Raw genomic sequence first — 13110 nt, forward strand, 5'->3', positions numbered from 1 at the left:
CGGTCGGGCTAGAGCATCTCCAAATTGCGATTCAGCTCGTAGGGGGTGACCTGCGAGCGGTACTCGCGCCATTCCTGGCGCTTGTTGAGCAAGACGAAGTTGAAGACCTGCTCCCCCAGCGTTTCCGCGACGAGTTCGGAGTCTTCCATGATCGAGATCGCGTGATCCAGGCTGGCTGGCAGCGCACTGTAACCCAACGCCCGTCGCTCAGAATCACTCAGTTGCCAGACATTGTCCTCGGCCTCAGGCTGGAGCTCATACTCGCCTTCGATGCCCTTGAGCCCGGCCGCCAGCATGAGCGAGAAGGACAGGTACGGGTTTGAAGCAGAGTCAATCGCGCGGTATTCGACCCGGGCACTCTGACCCTTGTTGGGCTTATACAGCGGCACTCGCACGAGCGCTGAGCGGTTGTTGTGGCCCCAGGTGATGAAGCTCGGCGCCTCGTCACCGCCCCAAAGACGCTTGTAGGAATTGACGAACTGATTGGTGACGGCCGTGATCTCCGGAGCGTGCCGCAGCAGGCCGGCAATGAAGTGGCGTCCCGTCTTGGACAGCTGGTACTTGGCACCGGCCTCATAGAAAGCGTTCACATCGCCTTCAAAGAGCGACATGTGGGTATGCATGCCGGATCCTGGGTGATCGGAGAGTGGCTTCGGCATGAACGTGGCGTAGACGCCCTGCTCGATAGCAACCTCTTTGATCACCGTGCGGAACGTCATGATGTTGTCTGCCGTCGTCAACGCATCCGCGTAGCGAAGGTCGATTTCGTTTTGACCGGGGCCCGCCTCGTGGTGACTGAACTCAACGGAGATGCCCAGATCTTCGAGCATGCGCACCGAACGGCGACGGAAGTCGTGCGCCGTGCCACCGGGAACGTTGTCGAAGTAGCCCGCAGAATCCACAGGCTGGGGTCCCTTTGGGCCGAACTTGGAGCTCTTGAGAAGGTAGAACTCAATCTCGGGGTGCGTGTAGAACGTGAACCCTGCGTCAGCAGCCTTGGCGAGCGTGCGCTTGAGCACGTTGCGGGGATCAGCGACCGCTGGCTGACCGTCGGGCGTCATGATGTCGCAGAACATGCGTGCCGTGGGATCAATCTCTCCACGCCACGGCAGAATCTGGAAGGTCGCCGGGTCAGGATGCGCGAGAACATCGGCCTCGTACGACCGCGTTAGCCCCTCGATCGCCGAGCCGTCGAACCCGAGACCTTCGGCGAAGGCGCCCTCGACCTCTGCAGGCGCGATAGCGACAGACTTGAGCGTGCCGACTACGTCGGTAAACCACAGGCGAATGAACTTGATGCCGCGTTCTTCGATCGTGCGGAGTACAAAGTCCCTCTGCTTGTCCATTGGCCCCTCGTCATGTCAGCAACCGGTCGACCCCCGAAGCCGGTGGCCGTGCGCTATTAGGCTACTGGCTATGGGACGACTTCGCTTAGCACTGGCGCAGACCAATCCGGTACTCGGCGACCTCGCCGCGAACAGCCGGCAGATCCTCGATGCCGCACGGCAGGCCGCGGCCCAGGGCGCTGATCTGATGATCACGGGAGAGATGGCAGTTACCGGCTACCCGATCGAGGATCTCGCCCAGAGGCCCAGCTTTTTGGTGGCATCCCTCGACGCGACTCGCACGCTCGCCAAGCAGCTGCTCGACGAGGGACTCGGCGACCTTGTCGTCATCGTCGGGCACCCCGACGGCCCCCACGAACCCCGCCTGCTCGGCACAAGCAATGCTCCGACAGCGATTGCCCACAATTCTGCGAGCGTGCTTCAGCACGGCCACATTAAGGCCACCTACGCCAAGCACCACCTGCCCAACTACTCCGTCTTCGACGAATACCGCATCTTCATCCCGGGTGACGAGCTGTTGGTAGCTCGAGTCAACGGCATCGACGTTGCGATCGTCATCTGCGAAGACCTTTGGCGAGACGGCGGACCCGTTTCGCGGGTGCTTGAGGCCGATGCGGGCGTGCTCGCCGTGCTCAACGGCTCACCGTTTGAGCGAGACAAAGATGAGGTGCGCCTGCCCCTCGCGACTCGTCGCGCCATCGAAACCGACACGATCGTGGCATACGTAAATCTCGTCGGCGGCCAGGACGACCTGGTCTTCGACGGAGACAGCGTCGTGGTCGACGGCCACGGCACCATCCTGGCTCGCGCTCCTCAGTTTCGCGAGCACGTGCTCGTGGTGGATGTTGATGCGGCAGACGCGACCGACACCGATCTGCCCGACAACGTTCGCCGCATCGACCTCACAACGCGCAACCACCCGAAACCTGACCTCGCCCCGGATGTCGCCGAGCTACCCGACGACCGCGAACAGCTTTGGAACGCTCTCGTTCTTGGACTGCGCGACTATGTGAAGAAGAATCGGTTCGCGAGCGTGGCGCTCGGCCTCTCTGGCGGCATCGACTCCGCCGTGTGTGCCGTTCTCGCCGCCGACGCCATCGGGGCAGAGCACGTCTACGCAGTCTCTATGCCCAGTCGCTACTCCTCGGACCACTCTCGGTCTGACGCAGACGACCTCGCCGAGCGAGTCGGCATCCACTACACGACCGAGCCGATCGCCGACCTGGTGATGCCATTCGAAAACGAGCTGGGGCTCACGGGGCTCGCCTCAGAGAACCTCCAGGCCAGGGTTCGCGGTGTGATTCTGATGGGCCTCTCCAACATGAATGGTCACCTCGTGCTCACCACGGGAAACAAGACCGAACTGGCAGTCGGGTATTCCACGATCTATGGCGATTCGGTGGGCGGATTCGCGCCCATCAAAGACGTTCCGAAGACGCTGGTGTGGGAGCTCGCTCGGTGGCGCAACGAGTTCGCTGCCTCGCGAGGAGAGATCGAACCCATCCCCGAGAACTCGATCAGCAAGCCGCCGTCGGCCGAACTCAGCCCGGGCCAGGTCGACCAGGATTCCCTGCCCCCGTACGACGTACTTGACGCGATTCTCGACGCATATGTCGGTCAGAAACTCGGCGCGGAGGACGTTGTTCAGCTCGGATTTGATCGCGCGACTGTCGACGAGGTGACGCGTCTTGTCGACCGCGCAGAGTGGAAGCGACGGCAGGGAGCAATCGGTCCGAAAATCTCGGGCATGGCCTTCGGCCGAGACCGACGACTCCCGGTCACCTACCGACCGACCCGAAACATCTGACGCACAGGAATAGAGTGTCGACATGAATGATTCCGATGCTGCCGCTGCGCAGGCGGCTCTCAAGCGCGTACGCACCCGCCACTTTCAGTCGGCGAAGGAGAACGGGATCCCCATCACGGGGCTCACAAGCTACGACGTGCAGACGGCCGGAATTTTCGATCAGGCGGGCATCGACTTTCTCCTCGTCGGCGACTCCGCCGGCAACACAGTGTTCGGGTACGACACCACTCTGCCCGTCACGATCGACGAACTGATCCCCCTCACTAGAGCCGTTGCCTCAGCCGCGACGCGGGCCTTCGTCATCGCCGATCTGCCCTTCGGTTCGTACGAGGTCGGGGCCGAAGAGGCTCTGCACTCCGCGATTCGGTTCATGAAAGAGACCCATGCCCACGCCGTGAAGCTTGAGGGCGGCGTGCGAAGCGCAGAACAGATCCGTCGCATCGTTGAGGCCGGAATCCCCGTGATGGGTCATGTGGGGTTTACGCCGCAAAGCGAGCACGGGCTCGGTGGGCACATGATTCAGGGCCGCGGCGATCAGCTAGACAAGCTGCTCGCTGACGCCCACGCCGTCGAAGACGCTGGCGCTTTCGCCGTTGTGCTCGAAATGGTGCCGGCCGATGCGGCTGCGCACGTAACAAAGGAGCTGCGCATTCCGACCATCGGTGTCGGCGCTGGCCCCCATGTCGATGGCCAGCTTCTGGTCTGGACCGATTGGGCAGGTCTCACTGCCGGTCGCATCCCCAAGTTCGTTCGTCAGTACGCCGACCTACGCGGTATTCTCACGGAGGCCGCGCTGGCTTTTCGTGCAGATGTCGCCGACGGAACCTACCCCGGCCCCGAGCACAGCTACTAACGAACTGCTCACCCGCCCACTCGAGAAAGCCCCTATGCACTCCGTACTCTCCCCTGCCCTGACCGGAATCTACGATCGAGCCGTCGCTCGTAGCACCGGCGAACCCGAGTTTCACCAGGCACTACGGGAGGTCTTGGAATCCATCGCCCCCGTTGTCGAACGTCATCCCGAGTACCTCGAGACCGGCGTCGTCGAAGGGCTCGTCGAGCCAGAGCGCCAGATCATGTTCCGCGTGCCGTGGGTCGACGACCAGGGCACGGTTCATGTCAACCGCGGCTACCGCGTGCAGTACAACTCAGCCCTTGGCCCTTACAAAGGCGGGCTGCGCTTTCACCCGAGCGTCAACCTCGGCATCATCAAATTCCTTGGCTTCGAGCAGATCTTTAAGAACGCTCTCACCGGCCAGGGCATCGGCGGCGCAAAGGGTGGATCGGACTTCGACCCTCATGGACGCTCCAACAGCGAGATCATGCGGTTCTGCCAGAGCTTCATGTCTGAGCTCTACCGGCACTTGGGTGAGCACACCGATGTGCCCGCTGGCGACATCGGCGTCGGCGCTCGCGAAATCGGCTTCCTCTTCGGGCAGTACCGCCGATTGACCAACCGCCACGAATCCGGCATGTTCACGGGTAAGGGTGTTCTCTGGGGCGGCGCGCAGGTGCGGACCGAGGCAACCGGATACGGTGCCGTCTACTTCATGGAAGAGATGCTCGCGACCAAAAACGAGGGCATCGAGGGCAAGACCGCGATCGTTTCCGGCTCGGGAAACGTAGCGATCTACGCGATCGAAAAGATTCAGCAGCTCGGCGGACGGGCGATCACCGCATCCGACTCCAGCGGATACATTGTCGACGAAGCGGGCATCGACGTCGAACTGCTCAAGCAGGTGAAAGAGGTCGAACGCGGTCGTGTCTCTGACTACGTCTCCCGTCGGCCCGGCTCGCGACTCATTACTGATGGTCGTGTGTGGGATGTTCCGGCGCAGTTGGCGTTCCCGTCTGCAACGCAGAACGAGCTTCTGCTGAGCGACGCTCAGCGCCTCATTGCCAACGGCGTGATCGCCGTTTCTGAGGGCGCCAACATGCCGACCACCCCGGATGCCGTGGAGCTTCTCCAGGAGGCCGGCGTTCTCTTCGCCCCCGGAAAGGCCGCAAACGCCGGAGGCGTCGCGACCTCGGCCCTCGAGATGAGCCAGAATGCCTCCCGTCAGCGCTGGGACTTCTCCCAAAGCGAGGACCGCCTGCACAGCATCATGAAAGACGTACATCGCTCCGCGTACGAGGCAGCCGAGCATTACGGCGCCCCCGGAAACTACGTTGTCGGCGCCAACGCGGCGGGATTCCGCCGGGTAGCAGACGCAATGATCGCTCAGGGGCTCATCTAGCCCGCAGAGCAATACCAGCGGATGAATCGCGCGAGAATCACTTATTCTCGCGCGATTCCTCTTCTGCCCATTTGCGCGCTCTCTCGGCGATTACGGCCGGAGCAGCCAGCGCCTCTTCTTTGGTAGCAAAGGGGCCAGCGCGATCGATAGCAGGCGAAACCATACCCTCTTCAACCTCGCCGGTGCGGGTGTTGTACCACCATTCGGACATGGGACCTCCCGGAGTCAACCTAAGATCGATCTTATGCCCACGGATTCACACGGTCACCTGATCCCGGGAGTGGTCTCCCCCCAACGACAGGTGCCGGCGAGTATCCCTCGGCCCGAGTATGTGGGCAAAGCAGCTCCCACAAAGCACACGGGCGGCGATGTTTACGCCCCCGACGAGATCGCCCTCATACGGGAATCCGGTCGCATTGCCGCTCAGGCAATTCAGCTCGTTGGCGAGAGCATCCGCCCCGGTGTCACGACTGAGGAGCTCGACCGTATCGCTCATGAGTTCCTGGTGGCCAACGAGGCCTACCCGTCGACGCTGGGCTACCGCGGGTTCCCCAAGTCGCTCTGCAGCTCGGTCAACGAGGTCATCTGCCACGGCATCCCCGACGACACCGTGCTCGACAACGGCGACATCGTGAACATCGACATCACCGCGTTCAAGAACGGCTTTCACGGCGACTCCAACTACACCTTCATCGTCGGAGAAGCCTCGCAAGAGGTGACAGATCTGGTCGCCCGCACGCAGGAGGCTCTAGCGCGGGGAATCAAGGCTGTCGCGCCAGGCCGTCAGGTGAACGTGATCGGTCGAGCAATCGAGGCCTACGCCAAGCGATTCGGTTACGGCGTCGTTCGGGACTTCACGGGTCACGGGGTTGGGGCAGCCTTCCACTCGGGGCTGATCATCCCGCACTACGATTCAGCGCCCCAGTTCGATGACATCATCGAGGTCGGAATGGTCTTCACCATCGAGCCGATGCTCACCCTCGGCACGCACGAGTGGGACATGTGGCCCGACGATTGGACAGTCACGACCAAGGACAAGAGCATCACGGCACAGTTCGAGCACACGCTCGTGGTGACCGAGCGTGGCGCCGAGATACTGACCCTTCCCTAACGAGTCTCAGGACCCTGCGACAAGGAGCCTTTCTGATGCACGACATCGCCCTCGGAATCGACATCGGCGGCACCGGCATCAAGGGTGCCGTCGTTGACCTATCCACCGGAACGCTCGTCTCTGAGCGGCTCAAGGTTGCAACCCCGCCGGGCGGAGCGCCGAACGACATCGTCAATGCAGTTCGCGAGATCGTGGATCAGGTAGGTCATCTTGAGCCACAAACCCCTGTCGGGATTTGTTTTCCTGCCGTGGTCTCGCACGGCCGCACGATGTCTGCGGCGAATGTGTCGCCGGAGTGGATCGGGCTCGAGGCAGAGAACCTCTTCGAGCAGGCGCTCGGACGAGACATCCACTTCATCAACGACGCAGATGCTGCTGGCTACGCGGAATCTCGGTACGGGGCTGCGCGGGGCGTGAGCGGGCTCGTGATCATGACGACGCTCGGAACGGGCATCGGTACCGCCTTCATTCATGACGGCACGCTGATTCCCAATATCGAACTCGGTCACCTTGAGATTGATGGCATTGACTGGGAGACGGTTGCCGCAAACTCAGCCCGGGAACGTGAGGGGCTGGGCTGGCAGGAATGGGCCGATCGGCTCCAGCGTTTCTACGAATATCTCGAGCGGTACTTCAGCCCGAGTCTCTTCATCGTGGGCGGGGGCGTATCGAAGTCGGCAGAGGAATTCCTGCCCCTACTCTCGCTTTCGACGCCCATTGTCGCCGCGACCCTGCGCAATAACTCCGGAATCATGGGCGCGGCCGCTCTCGCCCGCAATCCCACGTAGGAGAGCGACACGGGGTAAAACGAATGGGCCGGCTGATACGCCGGGTTCTGTTCACGCCGAGCCAAAGCCCCGCGCTGGACGGCCATCTATCTCGTGACTACGTTGCCGCAGCCCTCTAGCGGTCTACCCGAAAGCTGGGCGGGCAGCCCTAAGCGCTTTCTGTCTGACCTTGCTCCGGACGAGGTTTACCCAGCCAGCCCGATCACTCGGGCTGCTGGTGGTCTCTTACACCACCGTTTCACCCTTACCGCCGATGCTTCCCGAAGGGAGCGCCGGAGGCGGTCTGCTTTCTGTTGCACTTTCTCGCGGGTTACCCCGGGTGGGTGTTACCCACCGTCCTGCCCTATGGAGCCCGGACGTTCCTCGGCAGTCTGGTTCCGAAGAACCAGGCTGACGCGACCGTCTTGCCGACCCATTCGCGCTGCCAGTCTACCGGGCAGCGCGACGGCTCAGATCAGATGCCGGATTCGTCGGTGCGAATCAGGATGGCCTCAGAATCGGGGCACAGGATGACGTCGTCAGGCGCTGCGGCACGGATGCGTGCCATGTCGTTCTCGTTGAGCTTCACACCACTGGCAGAGGAGACTCCTCCGCGCAGCAGCGACGCACCGAGACCGTAGCGCGAACGCTGGCGCTCATAAAGCGCGAGAAGATCCTCAGGAATCTTCGTTGCGATTGTCTGTCGGTTTGCGGCAGCGTGAACCCGCTCGCTTGCCAGAGTCTTGAGTGATGCATCGCGCTCGGCCTCAACCTGACTCGCCGTAGCCTTCAATTCGTCAAACTCGGCCTTGGTAGCTCGCGCCGTCGCTTCGACTTCTTCGAGACGCGTCATAACAACGAGCTGAATGTCTTCGAGATCGTCACGGCGTCGGCGCAGGGAGGCGAGCTCATGCTCCAGGCCTGCGACGTCTTTGACCGAGGCGGAGGTCTCGAGCCGTGCCGTGTCGCGCGCAATACGCGCCTCGACCACGGCAACATCGGCCTCAATGCGTCCGAGCTCCAGGCGCGCGTCTTCAACGGCTCCCGTATCGGTCAGGAGTCGCTGGCGGAGTGTCTCTAGGGACGACGCGAGTTCGGCGAGCCTGGCGTTTTCTGGCAGCGCCTTGGCTTGGTGATCCAACTGGGCAAGACGCGTATCGCTAGCCTGCAGGGCAAGAAGTTGGGCTTGGGAATCGGGACTGGCTTTCAATGCCATCGCGGTTCTCGCTTTCTCGGTAATTGAGTTGAATGGGCTAGTGAGCGATTGGGGCGAACGAAATACTGTGCCGCGCTATTGAACAATGACGAAGTCCCACGGGTCGGTGCGTGCATCGCTCACCGTGACCGTGACGCCGGGAAGCATGGCGCGAAGCTGCTCGGCTGCGGTTTCGAGCCAGAGCCATTCACTCGCCCAATGAGAGATGTCGATCAGAGCCGGAGCCCCGCCGAGACGTGCTGCTTCGCGAGCCTCAGATGCAGGATGATGGCGAAGATCGGACGTGATGTACACGTCCGCTGCCCTCACAGCCGGGTCGCTCAGAAGTGAATCCCCCGCGCCCGCGCAGAGGGCAACGGTGGAGATCTCCCGCTCGTAGTCGCCGGCGACTCGCACACCACTGGCCGTCGGCGGCAGGATCTCGGCAAGGATCCGGGCAAGTCTGCCCAGGGTAATCGGCGAGCCGAGGGTGCCGACACGGCCGAGCCCTCGAGACTCGGGGGCACCTACGACGATGGGGCGCATCGCCTGGAGGCCGAGCCGTTCCGCGAGCACAGCAGAGGTTCCCGTCTCAACGACATCGGCGTTGGTATGGGCGGCGAGCAGCGCGCAGTTGCTGCGGATCAACCGGGCGATCAGTGCGCCCTTGTAACGGTCTTCGGCGACGCTGGTGACTCCGCGGAGAAGGAGCGGATGGTGCACGATGAGCAGGTCTGCACCGGAGGCGACCGCCTCTTCTACCGTGTCGGCGACGGCGTCGACCGCAAGCAGAATTGATTCGACGGGTGCCGACGGGTCTCCCACGGCAAGCCCCGGCGCGTCCCAGTCCTCGGCGCCGCGCGCTGGCCAGAGTTGCTCGATGACGGCGGAGACCTCGGCAACAGTTACAGACACCTCCACAGTCTACCGACGGCAGGGCATTCGAGCGGAGCGGCTCAGCGCCTCAGCGGGTCAGCGCCTCAGCGCCTCAGCGACTCCTGGCGGCGAATAGCGGGGATCCCTGTCGCGAGAGCGACAAGAAGCCCGAGGACCAACGCCATGAGCACGCCTACATCGGTGGACGCCGCAGGCGAGGCGGGGGAAACCCCCACCACCTGCCAGAGGTACCCCTGCCAGGCGAGCCCGGAAAGCTCGGCCGTCGTAAAGCCCCACCCGAGAGCCGTCACGCCGATGAACGTCACCAGATTGAGGGGAACCACGTGCGGGTATGCGCCGCCCCTCCGCATTAGGGAGAGGCCGTCGAGGGGCCTGCGGCGCAGAAGGAAGTCGGCCCCGACAATTCCGACCCACGCGGCCATAGGAACCGCGAACGTCGTGACCCCGTCGCGGAACCAGATGCCGAATCCTTGGGAACCCAAGCTCAGCGCGAGAGAAGCTGCGAGGGCGAGCACCGACGCCACGACCACAGCGATCGGTCGCGCAACCGTGAGGCCTGCGGCAGTTAAACCGAACCCCGCCGAATACAGCGCGATCGTAACGCCACACACCAGGCCCCCGACGAGCAGTACCAGCAGTGGCACGAGGAACATGCCGGGCACAACTGCGGCGAGACCCTCAGCAGGATTCGCGGCTAAGGCAGCCGAGGCATCCGGCACGGAGAAAGCAAGAATCGCGCCATAGCCGATCACGATAACTGCGGGAATCACACAGCCCGCCATCGCCCACGCCAGTGCTGGCGCACCCGAACCGACAGCGCGTTGGTAGCGGGCAACGTCTGCGCCGCTCGTGGCCCACGCCAGCCCGACGACACTGAAGACCACGACAGCGGCCGAAAGGGTCACAAGCCACGAACCGTCTGGCACCGAAAGAGCCTGACCCACATCAAGCGACGGCAAAGTGAAGGCTACGAGCGCCCCAACGAGCACTGCCGAAAGCACTCCGACAGCGACCGAGACCCGCACGATGACGGTGTAGCCAACTGCGGCTACAAGACCGCCGACCGCCAGGGTTGCCGCAGCAGCGACGATGCCAACCCAGGGGGCATCGAAACCAGCGACTTGCTCGACGATCGCAGCAACTCCCCCGCCAGAAACCACGGCGAGAGCGCAAGCCCACAAGATGCGCGTAGCCACAGAGATCACGGCGGGAAGAATGTTGCCCACGACCCCAAAGACAGCACGAGAGGCCACCATCGCCGGCTGCCCCGTTGAACGGCCGGCGAGCGTACCCAGCCCCAGGGGAATCATCGAGAGGGCGACACCCACGAGCACGGCGACGAGCGACTGACGCAGGCTGAGCCCCAGCGCGAGCATCGAGGCTCCGACGGCGACCCCGATGACCGAAGAATGGGGCGCAAACCAGAGCCAGAACATGGTTATGGCGCGGCTTGTTCGCAACTCCTGGGGCGTCGGTTCGCCGTCATTGCGCTCAATGATCGAAGTTCGCTGCGTCTCGGGCCCCATGTCTGCGGCCGCTGCGGCACCAGCGGCGGTCGCCGCTAACGGAGCCGCTTCTTCAGCCTGCTGAAAAGGAGGACTAGGGAACGAGTCACTGGCGAGGCCACGTGACGCCGCGCTGACCGGCAGCCATTCAGGAGCCAGATTGAGCTCGGCGGATGGCTCATCGTCCAGGTCGGACTCGTCCATGGCTGACGGAAACTGGGGAGGTTCCACCACGGGGTTCGGGGCCTCAACCGGAGCTTGCGGAGGCATCAGGCGCGCTGCCCGCACTCGTCGCGCCTGCTGAATGGCCTCGAAAGCACCAGGGGAACCGATTGCGAGCATTGCCCGCTCCCACTCCTCGAAATCCCGCGCCTCTTCGATGCGCAGTTGAAGCTGCATCTCGAGCTCAGCCAGAGCGCCGCTTGTTCCCTGCGAACTCTGCACGACAGAAACGAGCTCATGGTCGGCGAGAGAGCGGTGGCGAGGGGGGTCAGGCAGTGCGAAATCGCCAGCGGGAATGACATTGGACCCCGGCATGGGCGGCGGAGCGGCGGTGAGGAAGAAACCCTGATGTGGCGACCCGGAAGGTTGCGCGGGGGTTGACGGTGGTTCGACCAGTTCGGGGATCGCTGGCGCTTGCGGTTCGGGCTCAGGCTCCGGCTCCGGCTCCGGCTCCGGCTCCGGCTCAGGCGCGCGCTCAGGCGCGCGCTCAGGGGCGGGCGCGAACCGCGACGACACTGGCATGGCGAAAATGTGGCTGGGCACAGGCTCCGACGGGGCAAACGTGGGCGGCTCAACGAGTGCGGCCGGCTCGTCGTAGGACGCAGGTTCGTGGGGGGACTCTACACCGCCAAAGACCGACTCATCGTAGAACGCTGGCTCAATCCAGACTGGCTCGAAATCCGTGGTCGGGTCCTCGTCGACTGCGACCTCGTCGAGAGGTATGTCGAAGGCTTGGGCTTCTTCGTGATGTGCGGTTGAGGCGAACGAAACCGACTCGGTGCCCCGTGATTCCGCGTCCGCAGCACGGGCATCCGCTGCCCCCGTCTCTCCATCGATGTCGCCCATCAAAGCGGCAAAGAGATCGTCGCTGGTTGGCGACACAGCGCGGAGCATCGCCGACGTGATGATGGGAATAGATGACGTTGCCTGGGCGAGTTGCCCTTCAATCACATCGGCAAGCTCATCGTCTTCTAGCCCTGCCGAGCTCTGTGCTGCGCTGACCCCCTGCGCCTGATCGTGGGCGAAATCGGGGGAACTGATGGATGCGTGAGGCACCGGCTCATTGCCGAGTTTGCCGCTCTGATCGGCGGCGTGAAGGTCATCCATGGCCAAATACTAGCGACACGCTCCGACCAAGCGAAGGAAACTTCAGATGTGCCGAATATCCGGGTTAGTCCGGGGTGAACTGCTCGACGGCGGTTCAGAAGAGTGGATATCCACGAGCGATGTCGGCCGCTGCTGCTGCGCGTGACCGAGGCAACACGACGGGCGCGCCATTGTCTGGGTCGGCAATGACCCTGCATGGCATGCCGAAAACCTCTTCGACGAGTTCGGCGGTCACAACATCGCGAGGGTGACCCTCCTTGACGATGCGCCCGTCCTTCATCGCAATGAGATGTGAGGCATAGCGTGCGGCGAGATTGATCTCATGCAGCACGGCAACCACCGTGCGACCCTCTCCGCGAAGTCGCTCAATCAGATCGAGCAGCTCGACCTGATGCGCGATGTCCAAAAAGGTCGTGGGCTCATCGAGCAGAATCAGAGGCGTCTGTTGCGCGAGCACCATCGCCACCCAGACGCGCTGACGCTGGCCGCCCGACAGCTCATCGAGAAGCCGCCCCCTTAGATCAGAAACGCCCGTGGCTGCCATGGCCTGCTCGACAACCTCTTCGTCCTCTCTCGACCATCGCGATAGCAGCGATTGGTGGGGAAAGCGGCCGCGTGCGACGAGGTCTTCGACCGCTATTCCGTCGGGGGCGATCGATGATTGCGGCAGGAGCCCCAGGCGACGAGCCACCTCGCGGGACGGCAGTTCGTGAATGGCACGGCCGTCGAGGGTTACCGTGCCCGACTGGGGTGCGAGCAGCCGGCCCAGTGCCTTGAGAAGTGTCGACTTGCCACAGGCGTTCGGCCCCACGATCACCGTGAAGGAACCATCGGGAATAGCGATGTCGACATCCTGCACCACTCGACGATCGCCGTAGCCGATGTCGAGGTGCTCGCCGTGCAGTCTGGTCATGCG

General features: G+C 63.2%; 11 protein-coding genes and 1 other RNA gene. 5 read left to right on the forward strand and 7 right to left on the reverse strand.

The annotated features are described in order from the left end of the window. Positions 1 to 8: 8 nt before the first annotated feature. Positions 9 to 1346: a type I glutamate--ammonia ligase gene (gene glnA / locus C2138_RS07145; RefSeq protein ID WP_108516648.1), complete on the reverse strand. Its 1338-nt coding sequence runs from the start codon at positions 1344 to 1346 to the stop codon at positions 9 to 11. A 70-nt stretch (positions 1347 to 1416) separates the two neighbouring features. Here glnA and C2138_RS07150 point away from each other — a divergent pair, with 70 nt between their 5' ends. From C2138_RS07150 to gdhA, 3 genes are read left to right on the forward strand one after another with little or no spacing between them, the layout of a single operon-like run. Further along, on the forward strand, positions 1417 to 3153 hold the full coding sequence (locus tag C2138_RS07150) for an NAD+ synthase (RefSeq protein WP_108516649.1): 1737 nt from the start codon (positions 1417 to 1419) through the stop codon (positions 3151 to 3153). Between the two features lie 22 nt (positions 3154 to 3175). Then, entirely contained in the window at positions 3176 to 4006 is an 831-nt protein-coding gene (gene panB, locus C2138_RS07155) for a 3-methyl-2-oxobutanoate hydroxymethyltransferase (protein WP_108516651.1), read from the forward strand. A 34-nt stretch (positions 4007 to 4040) separates the two neighbouring features. Then, positions 4041 to 5390 (forward strand): NADP-specific glutamate dehydrogenase, encoded by a 1350-nt coding sequence (gene gdhA / locus C2138_RS07160; protein ID WP_108516653.1) that lies wholly within the window; start codon positions 4041 to 4043, stop codon positions 5388 to 5390. Positions 5391 to 5427: 37 nt separating this feature from the next. On the opposite strand, the gene C2138_RS13635 is transcribed toward gdhA, so the two are convergent. Then, positions 5428 to 5601: an SPOR domain-containing protein gene (locus C2138_RS13635; protein ID WP_146181257.1), complete on the reverse strand. Its 174-nt coding sequence runs from the start codon at positions 5599 to 5601 to the stop codon at positions 5428 to 5430. A 33-nt stretch (positions 5602 to 5634) separates the two neighbouring features. Here C2138_RS13635 and map point away from each other — a divergent pair, with 33 nt between their 5' ends. Continuing rightward, positions 5635 to 6501 carry a type I methionyl aminopeptidase gene (map, locus tag C2138_RS07165; protein WP_108516655.1) on the forward strand — a complete coding sequence of 289 codons (867 nt, stop codon included), beginning with the start codon at positions 5635 to 5637 and terminating at the stop codon, positions 6499 to 6501. Positions 6502 to 6536: 35 nt separating this feature from the next. Continuing rightward, positions 6537 to 7289, forward strand: coding sequence for a polyphosphate--glucose phosphotransferase (gene ppgK, locus C2138_RS07170; protein WP_108516657.1), 753 nt, complete (start codon positions 6537 to 6539; stop codon positions 7287 to 7289). Positions 7290 to 7309: 20 nt separating this feature from the next. On the opposite strand, the gene rnpB is transcribed toward ppgK, so the two are convergent. From rnpB to C2138_RS07200, 5 genes are all read right to left on the reverse strand, one after another. Beyond that, positions 7310 to 7704: RNase P RNA component class A (rnpB, locus tag C2138_RS07175), an RNA gene on the reverse strand. A gap of 39 nt (positions 7705 to 7743) precedes the next feature. Further along, a complete protein-coding gene (locus C2138_RS07180) occupies positions 7744 to 8484 on the reverse strand; it encodes a zinc ribbon domain-containing protein (RefSeq protein ID WP_241961068.1) in 741 nt (246 codons plus the stop codon). A gap of 75 nt (positions 8485 to 8559) precedes the next feature. Then, positions 8560 to 9378 (reverse strand): Nif3-like dinuclear metal center hexameric protein, encoded by an 819-nt coding sequence (locus C2138_RS07185; RefSeq protein ID WP_108518921.1) that lies wholly within the window; start codon positions 9376 to 9378, stop codon positions 8560 to 8562. 65 nt (positions 9379 to 9443) lie between these two features. Next, positions 9444 to 12194 carry a purine-cytosine permease family protein gene (locus C2138_RS07190; protein WP_159078165.1) on the reverse strand — a complete coding sequence of 917 codons (2751 nt, stop codon included), beginning with the start codon at positions 12192 to 12194 and terminating at the stop codon, positions 9444 to 9446. Positions 12195 to 12288: 94 nt separating this feature from the next. Continuing rightward, entirely contained in the window at positions 12289 to 13107 is an 819-nt protein-coding gene (locus tag C2138_RS07200) for an ABC transporter ATP-binding protein (RefSeq protein ID WP_108516663.1), read from the reverse strand. Positions 13108 to 13110 lie beyond the last annotated feature (3 nt).

Origin of the sequence: Salinibacterium hongtaonis (assembly GCF_003065485.1) — a bacterium.
GTDB classification, from domain to species: Bacteria; Actinomycetota; Actinomycetes; order Actinomycetales; family Microbacteriaceae; genus Homoserinimonas; species Homoserinimonas hongtaonis.

Excerpts from the sequence above, each read along its gene's own strand:
- glnA (WP_108516648.1), bottom strand. The coding sequence starts at position 1,346 with ATGGACAAGCAGAGGGACTTTGTACTCCGCACGATCGAAGAACGCGGC.
- C2138_RS07150 (WP_108516649.1), top strand. The coding sequence starts at position 1,417 with ATGGGACGACTTCGCTTAGCACTGGCGCAGACCAATCCGGTACTCGGC.
- panB (WP_108516651.1), top strand. The coding sequence starts at position 3,176 with ATGAATGATTCCGATGCTGCCGCTGCGCAGGCGGCTCTCAAGCGCGTA.
- gdhA (WP_108516653.1), top strand. The coding sequence starts at position 4,041 with ATGCACTCCGTACTCTCCCCTGCCCTGACCGGAATCTACGATCGAGCC.
- C2138_RS13635 (WP_146181257.1), bottom strand. The coding sequence starts at position 5,601 with ATGTCCGAATGGTGGTACAACACCCGCACCGGCGAGGTTGAAGAGGGT.
- map (WP_108516655.1), top strand. The coding sequence starts at position 5,635 with ATGCCCACGGATTCACACGGTCACCTGATCCCGGGAGTGGTCTCCCCC.
- ppgK (WP_108516657.1), top strand. The coding sequence starts at position 6,537 with ATGCACGACATCGCCCTCGGAATCGACATCGGCGGCACCGGCATCAAG.
- C2138_RS07180 (WP_241961068.1), bottom strand. The coding sequence starts at position 8,484 with ATGGCATTGAAAGCCAGTCCCGATTCCCAAGCCCAACTTCTTGCCCTG.
- C2138_RS07190 (WP_159078165.1), bottom strand. The coding sequence starts at position 12,194 with ATGGATGACCTTCACGCCGCCGATCAGAGCGGCAAACTCGGCAATGAG.
- C2138_RS07200 (WP_108516663.1), bottom strand. The coding sequence starts at position 13,107 with ATGACCAGACTGCACGGCGAGCACCTCGACATCGGCTACGGCGATCGT.